This window comes from Clostridium sp. AUH-JLR23 (assembly GCF_964238065.1).
GTDB lineage: Bacteria > Bacillota_I > Bacilli_A > Erysipelotrichales > Coprobacillaceae > Allocoprobacillus > Allocoprobacillus merdigallinarum.
Map to the genome: position 1 here is coordinate 1 of NZ_CAXSKY010000030.1, position 9,354 is coordinate 9,354.

At 31.6% G+C, this 9,354-nt stretch carries 13 protein-coding genes; 5 read left to right on the forward strand and 8 right to left on the reverse strand.

The features are described 5' to 3' along the window. Positions 1 to 67: 67 nt before the first annotated feature. Positions 68 to 1,216, reverse strand: coding sequence for a lactaldehyde reductase (fucO, locus tag ACESR5_RS11800; protein ID WP_087305385.1), 1,149 nt, complete (start codon positions 1,214 to 1,216; stop codon positions 68 to 70). Positions 1,217 to 1,366: 150 nt separating this feature from the next. Continuing rightward, positions 1,367 to 1,912, reverse strand: coding sequence for a TetR/AcrR family transcriptional regulator C-terminal domain-containing protein (locus tag ACESR5_RS11805; RefSeq protein WP_087242981.1), 546 nt, complete (start codon positions 1,910 to 1,912; stop codon positions 1,367 to 1,369). 125 nt (positions 1,913 to 2,037) lie between these two features. On the opposite strand from ACESR5_RS11805, the gene ACESR5_RS11810 reads away from it, so the two are divergent. After that, positions 2,038 to 2,466, forward strand: a complete 429-nt coding sequence (locus tag ACESR5_RS11810; protein WP_373155950.1) for a hypothetical protein — start codon at positions 2,038 to 2,040, stop codon at positions 2,464 to 2,466. A 247-nt stretch (positions 2,467 to 2,713) separates the two neighbouring features. Here ACESR5_RS11810 and alr read toward each other — a convergent pair whose 3' ends face one another. After that, on the reverse strand, positions 2,714 to 3,790 hold the full coding sequence (gene alr / locus ACESR5_RS11815) for an alanine racemase (RefSeq protein ID WP_087243106.1): 1,077 nt from the start codon (positions 3,788 to 3,790) through the stop codon (positions 2,714 to 2,716). 72 nt (positions 3,791 to 3,862) lie between these two features. After that, positions 3,863 to 4,855 (reverse strand): outer membrane lipoprotein carrier protein LolA, encoded by a 993-nt coding sequence (locus ACESR5_RS11820; RefSeq protein WP_373155952.1) that lies wholly within the window; start codon positions 4,853 to 4,855, stop codon positions 3,863 to 3,865. Positions 4,856 to 4,949: 94 nt separating this feature from the next. Between ACESR5_RS11820 and ACESR5_RS11825 the strand changes: the two genes are divergently transcribed. Then, positions 4,950 to 5,144: a DUF378 domain-containing protein gene (locus tag ACESR5_RS11825; protein ID WP_087242987.1), complete on the forward strand. Its 195-nt coding sequence runs from the start codon at positions 4,950 to 4,952 to the stop codon at positions 5,142 to 5,144. A 63-nt stretch (positions 5,145 to 5,207) separates the two neighbouring features. Here the strand turns inward: ACESR5_RS11825 and ACESR5_RS11830 are convergent, their stop codons facing one another. Genes ACESR5_RS11830 through ACESR5_RS11845 form a run of 4 tightly spaced genes read right to left on the reverse strand, consistent with a single transcriptional unit; the run spans position 5,208 to position 7,405 of the window. Then, a complete protein-coding gene (locus ACESR5_RS11830; protein WP_129739435.1) occupies positions 5,208 to 5,819 on the reverse strand; it encodes an HAD family hydrolase in 612 nt (203 codons plus the stop codon). Next, the gene (deoD, locus tag ACESR5_RS11835) at positions 5,819 to 6,520 is read right to left on the reverse strand and encodes a purine-nucleoside phosphorylase (protein ID WP_087297103.1); all 702 of its coding nucleotides are present in this window, start codon (positions 6,518 to 6,520) and stop codon (positions 5,819 to 5,821) included. Before deoD ends, ACESR5_RS11830 begins: the two co-directional genes overlap by 1 nt. 6 nt (positions 6,521 to 6,526) lie before the next feature. Continuing rightward, complete coding sequence (locus ACESR5_RS11840) at positions 6,527 to 6,958, reverse strand: hypothetical protein (protein WP_087242992.1); 432 nt, start codon at positions 6,956 to 6,958, stop codon at positions 6,527 to 6,529. After that, positions 6,959 to 7,405 carry a hypothetical protein gene (locus tag ACESR5_RS11845; RefSeq protein ID WP_087305393.1) on the reverse strand — a complete coding sequence of 149 codons (447 nt, stop codon included), beginning with the start codon at positions 7,403 to 7,405 and terminating at the stop codon, positions 6,959 to 6,961. It abuts the gene before it with no gap. A 131-nt stretch (positions 7,406 to 7,536) separates the two neighbouring features. On the opposite strand from ACESR5_RS11845, the gene ACESR5_RS11850 reads away from it, so the two are divergent. The 3 genes from ACESR5_RS11850 to ACESR5_RS11860 are packed head-to-tail and all read left to right on the forward strand — an operon-like array spanning position 7,537 to position 9,281. Then, on the forward strand, positions 7,537 to 7,902 hold the full coding sequence (locus tag ACESR5_RS11850; protein ID WP_087242996.1) for a hypothetical protein: 366 nt from the start codon (positions 7,537 to 7,539) through the stop codon (positions 7,900 to 7,902). A gap of 18 nt (positions 7,903 to 7,920) precedes the next feature. Further along, the gene (locus ACESR5_RS11855) at positions 7,921 to 8,370 is read left to right on the forward strand and encodes an NfeD family protein (RefSeq protein ID WP_087242998.1); all 450 of its coding nucleotides are present in this window, start codon (positions 7,921 to 7,923) and stop codon (positions 8,368 to 8,370) included. Beyond that, positions 8,364 to 9,281, forward strand: coding sequence for an SPFH domain-containing protein (locus ACESR5_RS11860; protein ID WP_087297101.1), 918 nt, complete (start codon positions 8,364 to 8,366; stop codon positions 9,279 to 9,281). The genes ACESR5_RS11855 and ACESR5_RS11860 overlap by 7 nt, the downstream gene beginning before the upstream one ends. The last annotated feature ends 73 nt before the right edge of the window (positions 9,282 to 9,354 follow it).

Genomic DNA, 9,354 nt, shown 5'->3' on the forward strand with positions numbered 1-9,354 from the left:
TTGCAATTTGAAATTCAACTCCCACAAGAAGAGTTGAATTTAAATATACAAAGTGGAATTTAGTTTTTCATTTCACCAAAGATTGATATAATGCTTTAATTTCTTCAACACTTGTATCTCTAGGATTTCCTGGACAACATGCATCAGCTAAAGCTGATTCACTTAAGAAGTCTAAATCTTCAACTTTCACAATATCTTTAAGATCAGCTGGGATACCAACATCTTGTGATAATTGTTTAACAGCATTGATTGCAGCCTGACGATATTCATCTTGGCTCATACCTGTTGTATCAACACCCATTGCTTCAGCAATATCTTTATATTTTTCACCAGTATATGGTGCATTGTATTCCATAACTGTTGGTAAAATAATTGCATTTGCCACACCATGAGGTGTATCATATAATGCTCCAAGAGGATGTGCCATACTATGAACCAATCCTAAACCAACATTAGAGAATCCCATACCTGCGATATATTGACCTAAAGCCATACCTTCTCTACCTTCTGGTGTATTTTCAACAGCTCCTCTTAAGTTTTTCGCAATGATTTCGATTGCTTTTAAATGGAACATATCACTCATTTCCCATGCTCCTTTAGTGATATATCCTTCAATCGCATGAGTCAATGCATCCATACCTGTTGCAGCAGTTAAACCTTTAGGCATGCTTGCCATCATATCAGGATCAACAAAAGCAACAACTGGAATATCATGAACATCTACACATACCATTTTTCTATCTTTTTGTGCATCAGTAATAACATAATTGATAGTGACTTCAGCTGCTGTTCCTGCTGTTGTAGGTACTGCAAAGATTGGTGTACATGGATTTTTAGTATCAGCAACACCTTCTAAGCTTCTTACATCTCCAAATTCTGGATTACGATCAATAATTCCAATCGCTTTAGCAGTATCCATTGATGATCCACCACCAATAGCTATAATATAATCAGCTTTTGCATTATGCAATGCTTCTACACCATGTTGTACATTTTCAATTGTTGGATTAGCTTTAATATCTGAATAAATTTCATAAACTAATCCTGCTTCGTCTAATAAATCTGTTACTTTTTTTGTGACTCCAAATTGAATTAAATCCGGATCAGAACAAACCAATGCTTTTTGAAAACCTCTTGCTTTTGCTTCAGTAACAATTTCATTGATTGCTCCTTTTCCATGATAGCTTGTTTCATTTAATACAAATCTGTTTGCCATTTTTATTACATCTCCTTTATTTTGCTGATTCTATTTTAACATTCTTGTGAAAATAAAAACAAGTGACAAATGAAAGCGTTTGTCACTTTACTTCATAAAACATTTTCATAAGAATTTTATATTAACATGACTCATATAGGCTCATTAAAACTATAAATCAGACAACAATTGTTCTAATTTAGGAGGTAAAGCCTGAATTAATAAATCAGCCATTTCTTCAGGTGTCTTATTCATTCCTGAAATCGCCCATTCCACTGTCATTGTGATAGAACCATGACAGTACATTTCTAATAAAAACATAATATCCGTAGGAATATTTCCTATTTTTTTATAAATAATATTCTGATAAAACTCTAAAATACACTGATAATCATAATTTTCGACATTATTATAATCCTTAGATTGAAACGCCTGCATAAAAAAGATTTTATCATTCAGTAAAAAAGTAAATTTCTTAATCAGTCCTTCTCTCAGTGTTGAAGAATTGCCAATCTGTCGAAATGATTTATCAGCCAGTTTTTCAAAATACCAATTAACCAAATCGTATTTATCTTTAAAATAGCGGTAAAAAGTTTGTCTTGTCATTCCACTATGTTTCACAATATCTGTAACAGTCATTTTATCTAATGACTGTTTTGCCATTAAATCTTTAATACTTTGTGCAAAAAGATAGCGTGTTGAATCGTGTTCGTTCATAATGACCACCTCTTTTTTATTATAAAAGAAACAGGACTTTGAAACAAGCCCAAACATTCACACAATCTTCTTATTGTCATATGTCCTGAAATTTGTTAGAATATGAACATTAGGAGGCATCAAACATGAATTTTATAAAGAAGTTTGCAAAAGAAATTAGTGTCTTTGGATTAGTGCTTTTGATATTCTTAGGACTCTTTATATATCGTCAGGCAACATTTAAAGATTATAAGACAGTATCAGAAAGTCGATTAACTCAAATGATAGAAGATAAAGAAGATTTTGTCGTTGTATTAGGAGATTCAACTGATTCCACAATGGTCAGTTATCAAGACATCATGACGACATATACAACCAAAAATCGTTCTACACCTTTTTATTATCTAGATACATCTGAAGTTGATAATATTGACAGTTATGTAGAAAAAACATTTGATACAAATGTAACTTATCCAGCAACTCTTATTATTAAAGATGGAAAGATGGCTGCCAAAAAAGAAGGATACAATCAATATTATTATTTATATGATTTCGTTAAAGAAAATTTCGAATAAAAAATAAACAATATTATAAAATGAAGTTGACACTATTTTAACCAGAAGTGATATTCTCTTCTGGTTTTTATTATTATATTCTCATTGACCATGACAATGACAAACTTGAGATATGACTTTTTACCTTTTATTTTTCATACAAAAATATTTTGTCTCTTATCTCATATATAGAAAAAAGAGGAGCATATTTATATACTCCTCAAAAATCATCAAATTCTTAACTCCATCATATTTTTCAATGGAATTTTTATTTTTTATAAATTCTTTCAACACGTTCACTCACTAAACACACAATTTCATATGGAATTGTTGACAATTCCTTAGCCATACGAGCCAGTGTTATATGTTCGCCAAAAATTTCCACACGATCATGTAAATGAACATTCTGATCGACCTTAACCATCATTTGATCCATACAAACTCTACCAACAATTGGATAATAATGTCCCTCTATATAAACTTCTCTACCCTGATTCGCACGAATCAATCCATCGGCATATCCAATAGGTAATGTGGCTATATACTCATCTTCTAAAGCTGTATATGTGAGTCCATAGCCAATGCGTTCACCCTTCTTAACCTGTTTTATCATTGAAACACGTGTATATAAAGACATCACCTGTTTGAGTGCTTGACATTCTTCACCAGATGGATCAACGCCATACATAGCTATACCAATACGTGCCAAATTAGAGCGGTCATCTTGATGATACATCATAGCAGCTGAATTTTGGCAATGGATATATCGAAAAGAATGTTGACCAATAATATCATAAAACATCTGAATTTGCTGTTCATAAGCATCATTTTGCATCTCATCATCAGCAGTTGCAAAATGCGTAAAAACACCATCAACCTGAAACATAGAATTTTGACAACAAGCCAAAATGTCCTCAAATTCTGCTTTTGATTTCAAACCAATACGATTCATTCCAGTATCTATTTTAATATGAACTTTCACAGGTTTATGATGATGATAAAGCTTTTGAATTTCAGCCATATATTCCTTTGAAAATAACGATAAAGTAATATCATAATGAATAACCAAATCCAAATCTTCAATAGGAATAGCTCCTAAAACAAGTATATCCTGTTGAATTCCAATTTTTCTTAAATCAATAGCTTCTTTCAGTGTTGCAACACCAAACATTGAAATATGTGGATTATCCTTTAAAATATTGGCAACCTGCTGATAACCGTGTCCATAAGCGTTAGCCTTAATGATGGCCATAAGCGGTTTACGTACTTTTTGATATAATGTTTCAACATTATCCTGTAAATAATCTAGACGAATGCAGGCATAGGTATCACGATAATGTATCACATTTTCACCCCTTTTCATTGTTTTAGTATAATCCATCATACTCTTTTTTTCAAGAAAAAATAGGGTTTTCCCCTATTTCACTTGTGATGATTGCATACTTGATAAAACAGCGAGTTTTTCTTGTGATGTTAAATCATTAGAATAAAGAGAACAAACAACCCCTGATGAAATATATGTCATTTGCTGATCATTTTCAAAAGCTACTCCATCAATCATATCTATCATTTTGCCATCAATACTTTCAATTTGTAAATCATCATTTTCTTTTGATGTTTTTTCAACGATAGTAAATGATTTTTCACCAGTAAATTTTAAAATATGATTAATTTCATCATCAATTGTAGATACTTTTTCATTTTCTAGTGTTGATCCCATTAAAGATACTGGATAAAGTGGTAATGATGCTACCACACTATCTGTGTATTCTGTTTTTGTTTCTTTAATGATATTGTTTTGTAAAAAACTATCTTTTTTCATATCCTGATTCATTTCAAAAGATGTGACTTCAACTTTAATAACTTCTGTTCCATCCTGATCAAACACACTAATATATACTGGTTTTAAAGTTTTATCAAACTTCACTTCCTGACTTTTAACACGTTCATCATTTTCATAAGTCATTTCACCTTGAACCAGATATCCATCTTTTACTTTTTCAGATTTATTATCTTTTAAAAATGATACAAGTGATTGATAGATGTATGGTTTAGGTGAATTATGAGGCCATTCGCTTTGAAATTGAAAAGCCTGATTCAGTGATGGCGTTAAGACAAACACACCTTCATCATTTCTAACAATCACTTGTGATTGATTTAATGATTTATCGTAAAGCTCAACTTTATAATAATCTTTTTTATCAATACGTGCATAAGTTGATGTGACCTGATAAGATTTTAATTCATCATTCTCTAACATCTCCATATTTCCTACAAGTTGATAACTTTGACATTGATTCGCTTCTTCAATCAAATCATTAAGTGATGTAGATTTCAAAAAAAACCAGCTTACACCTATAACAATCACAACAATCACACTCACTGCAATAGCAATGATTTTTTTATTCATGATTATTCCTCCTCATCACATCTTATGATTTGTCAATATTTTTATGAATAAAGATATGAGGTTTGGTTATAATATCATTAGGAGGATAGAAAAAATGAATATGATACAGAAAATTGCTTTAGTTTTTACCATTATTGGTGCAATCAACTGGGGACTCATTGGCCTCTTTAATTTTAATCTTGTAGAAGCTGTTTTTGGCGATGCGCTTTTAAGTGCCATTATCTATATGATTGTAGGAATTGCTGGTATTATTAATATTATGTTGTTATTTACTGATTTAGATCGATAAAGAAAAGACAAAACGTTTGAAGTATAACTTCTAGACGTTCTGTCTTTTTTATATGATGATTTTTTAAAAATCACTTATTTTACCAGTCTTTAAAGCAATTCTTTTTCTATTTTTGACAAGAGCCAACATAGGTAAATCTGAAGTAGAATCAGAATAACCAATAGAGTTTTCAAAATCAATTTCAATATTCTGTGATTTTAAACATTCAAGAATACGTGGTACTTTTCCTTCACCTTTACAATTTTTACCAATAACTGTGCTTGTTGGTTGACCATTTTTTGTGAGTGTTCGAGTTCCTATTAAATAATCAGCAGGTAACTGATGATATTTCATATAAACTTCACAAGAAGCTGTACAGACAATCACAATATAGCCTTGTTGATGCTCTTTTTCCATTTGTTTGATCATATGTGGATAATAGCTTGGAACCACTTCATTTTCATAAAATGTTTTTAATTGTGAATTATCCATATGATCAAGTGGAAATAATAAAGCAGATTTGGCTTTTTCAAAACTACTGATATGTAATAAATATAAAAAGTAATAAAATGCGACTTTAAAAAAATAGAAAAAATGTACAGGATGCTTCTTTAAATCATATTTCAATAAACGAACGATTGTATCTCCTGAAGCAATTGTATTATCAAAATCATATAAAGCAACTTTCTTTAACATTAAGCAATCTCCAGAGCTATTTCCATCATTGTCGTAAATGTCTGTTCTCTTTCTTGAGCAGTTGTTTCTTCCTGAGTCACTAAAGAGTCAGAAACAGTAAGTAATGTCAATGCTTTTTTATCAAGATAAGCCGCTGTTGCAAATAAAGCATAGGATTCCATTTCGACACCTAAGCAGCCCATAGATGCCCATTTTTTCCCTGAATCCTGATCAGCATGATAAAAAATATCAGATGCAATAACATTCCCAACATGATAGCTGGCACCTTTCAATTTGGCCTGTTCTACAGCTTTTTCTAATAAATCATATGAACTAATCGCAGAATAAGTACCTGGCAATTCAAACTGATGAGCAAAATTACTATCTGTACAAGACCCTTGTACAATAATAATATCTCTTAAATGAACATCTTTTTGTAAAGAACCGCAAGATCCAATACGAATAATAGCTTCTACATCATATTGCGTAAACAATTCATGTGCATATATTCCTATAGATGGTTGTCCCATTCCAGAACCCATAATAGAAACTTTTTTACCATGATAAAATCCTGTATATCCAAACATATTTCTTACAGCATTAAATTGATGTACATCTTCTAAATAATGTTCTGCTAAAAATTTAGCGCGCAACGGATCTCCTGGCATTAAAACAGTTTTCGCAATTTCTCCTTTTTGTGCTTGGTTATGTGGTGTTGACATTTTTCATCATCCTCCTTCGTGAAATGTCTGACCTTCTTTAAAAAAATATATTTCATGATTATCAACTGATAATTCTTCTCCAGCAATAGCCTGACGAACCATTTCTAAAAATTCCTGATCTTCACCCATCTGATAACCTACCCATGCAAAATAACCATCTAATACAATAAAAGGCACACTACCTGAGTTATCATTCACAACATAATCTTCTAATAAATGACATGTCTTCGCATAAGATTCAATTGATGATTCCTCATCAATATCCAGCTGGATAATATCCATTTGGCTACCATATTCTTCTTCCAGTTCAGGAATGACAACTTGAATAAACGAACGACAATGTGGACATGTTTTCGCATAATAAACATATAAATAATATTGTGGTCGATTTTGACAACCACTCAAAAAAAGCAATAAAACAAGAAATAGCTTTTTCAATTATTCTTGTTGATAAAGAAAACGTAGTCCACTTAATTCATCACTTAACGCTTTATCATTTATAGCGTTATCAATATCTTTGACTAAATATTCTTCATCACCAGAAGTATAGCCAACTTTCGCAAAATAACCATCTAAGGCATACATTGGCCCCATACCATAAAGCGATTGGTCAAACTGATCAAGCTGTGTAATGACATCTTCATAAACAGCCTGTGTCGCTTCATCATCAAGATCATATTGTTGAATCGTTAATGTATCTCCAAATGTTTCTTGTAAATATGGAATAGCATCATCCTGGAAAGATTGACATTCTGAACATGTTTCAATATAAAAATAGAGCAATGTCGCTGGTTGAGTTAATGTTATTTTATTGATGGGTTGTTGACTTGATTGACACCCCATTAATAACATCATTGATAATATAAATAATATTTTCTTTTTCATTCTTTTCTCCTTTTACATGTATTATAAACTATCTTATCCAAATTGTATACTCACACATTTAAAATCTTTTTTTAATTTTGTTGAAAAAAAATAATTTTAATAATATAATATATTTAAGGAGGAGGATATAAATGAACTTTGAATGGTCAACAAATGATATAGCCACAATGACTGTTACTATTTATGAAACAAATTTAACTTTAAACAAAGCAGCCTGTGTTCATTTTGAAGACGTGAATTATGTTCTTTTAGGGATAGATAGAACCGCTAGACAAATTGGAATCAAACCTGTTACCAAACAGGAAATAGATGAAAATATTTACCCAAAGAGTCAATTACATCGTATTTCACTAGGAAAAAGCTATGGAAGAATTTCTAACAAATCATTTGTATTAGACCTCAGTGTGGAATTTGATCTAGATTTTTCAAAACAGCAATGTTATAAGTACAAGGCTACATATGATATTGTTCATTCTATTATGATTGTTCAACTATAAGAGAAAGGGGAAATGATTATGTCAATTACTCTTGTATGGACTATTATTCTTGTCATTGCGGTCATTGTCGAAGCCATTACAATTGACTTGGTCAGTATCTGGTTTGGGATTGGAGCCATTGCTGCATTAATCTGTCATTTCTTTGGTGTTGGAGAAGTTTTGCAAATTGTTATTTTTGCGATTGTTTCCATTGTCTGTATTGTTGCCTCAAGACCACTGGCTAAAAAATACTTACGTGGAAATACTGTCAAAACAAACCTTGATCGTATGATTGGAAAACATTGTTTAGTCACTGAAACAATTACCGCTGATCAAAAAGGTGAAGTCAAAGTCATGGGAAACTTATGGTCAGCAACAAGCCTTAATAATGAAACAATTCAAATTGGCGATTATGCTGAAGTTATTTCAATTGAAGGTTCACATGTTGTCGTAAAAAAAATAAACAAAGGAGATGATACTTCATGTTAGATGGAATCTTTAGATATTTATGGATTATTTTATTAGTTGTATTAGTTGTTGTCATTATCGCAAAAACAATTCGTATTATTCCTCAATCTTATGCATATGTTGTAGAAAGAATCGGAGCTTATAATCGTACATGTACAGTTGGGTTGCATATTATGATTCCTTTGCTTGATAGAATCGCAAATAAAGTTTCTTTAAAAGAACAAGTATTAGATTTTGCTCCTCAACCTGTGATTACAAAAGATAATGTCACAATGCAAATTGACACTGTTGTTTATTTTCAAATCACAGATCCAAAATTATTTACTTATGGTGTTGTCAGACCATTGAATGCTATTGAAACCTTAACTGCCACAACACTTCGTAATATTATTGGTGATCTTGAACTTGACGAAACATTAACATCTAGAGATATTATCAACTCAAGAATGCGTTCTATTCTTGATGAAGCTACAGATCCTTGGGGAATTAAAATTCATCGTGTTGAAGTTAAAAACATTATTCCTCCACGTGATATTCAAGAAGCTATGGAAAAACAAATGCGTGCAGAACGTGAAAGACGTGAAGCCATCTTACAGGCTGAAGGTAAAAAAACTGCTGCTATTTTAACTGCTGAAGGTAAAAAAGAATCTATGATTCTTGAAGCCACTGCAGAAAAAGAAGCACAGATTGCTCGTGCTGAAGGTGAAGCTGAAGCATTAAGACTTGTTTATGAAGCTCAAGCTAAAGGTATCGAATATATCAATAGTTCTCAACCTCAACAAGCTTATATTACATTAGAAGGATTTAAAGCATTAGAAAACCTTGCTAAAGGAGAATCAACAAAAATCATTATTCCAACTGATTTACAAGGTATGGCTGGTGCTGTAACATCTATTGCCGAAATAGTTAAAGATCCAAAAAACAAACAATAAATTGAATAGGGGCTAAGAATTAATATCTTTCGCCCCTTTCACAACACCGTGCGTAGGGTTCCCTACACGGCGT

Excerpts from the sequence above, each read along its gene's own strand:
- deoD (WP_087297103.1), bottom strand. The coding sequence starts at position 6,520 with ATGTCAACACCACATAACCAAGCACAAAAAGGAGAAATTGCGAAAACT.
- ACESR5_RS11830 (WP_129739435.1), bottom strand. The coding sequence starts at position 5,819 with ATGTTAAAGAAAGTTGCTTTATATGATTTTGATAATACAATTGCTTCA.
- ACESR5_RS11855 (WP_087242998.1), top strand. The coding sequence starts at position 7,921 with ATGTCAATTACTCTTGTATGGACTATTATTCTTGTCATTGCGGTCATT.
- ACESR5_RS11850 (WP_087242996.1), top strand. The coding sequence starts at position 7,537 with ATGAACTTTGAATGGTCAACAAATGATATAGCCACAATGACTGTTACT.
- ACESR5_RS11860 (WP_087297101.1), top strand. The coding sequence starts at position 8,364 with ATGTTAGATGGAATCTTTAGATATTTATGGATTATTTTATTAGTTGTA.
- ACESR5_RS11845 (WP_087305393.1), bottom strand. The coding sequence starts at position 7,405 with ATGAAAAAGAAAATATTATTTATATTATCAATGATGTTATTAATGGGG.
- ACESR5_RS11825 (WP_087242987.1), top strand. The coding sequence starts at position 4,950 with ATGAATATGATACAGAAAATTGCTTTAGTTTTTACCATTATTGGTGCA.
- ACESR5_RS11805 (WP_087242981.1), bottom strand. The coding sequence starts at position 1,912 with ATGAACGAACACGATTCAACACGCTATCTTTTTGCACAAAGTATTAAA.
- ACESR5_RS11820 (WP_373155952.1), bottom strand. The coding sequence starts at position 4,855 with ATGAATAAAAAAATCATTGCTATTGCAGTGAGTGTGATTGTTGTGATT.
- fucO (WP_087305385.1), bottom strand. The coding sequence starts at position 1,216 with ATGGCAAACAGATTTGTATTAAATGAAACAAGCTATCATGGAAAAGGA.
- ACESR5_RS11810 (WP_373155950.1), top strand. The coding sequence starts at position 2,038 with ATGAATTTTATAAAGAAGTTTGCAAAAGAAATTAGTGTCTTTGGATTA.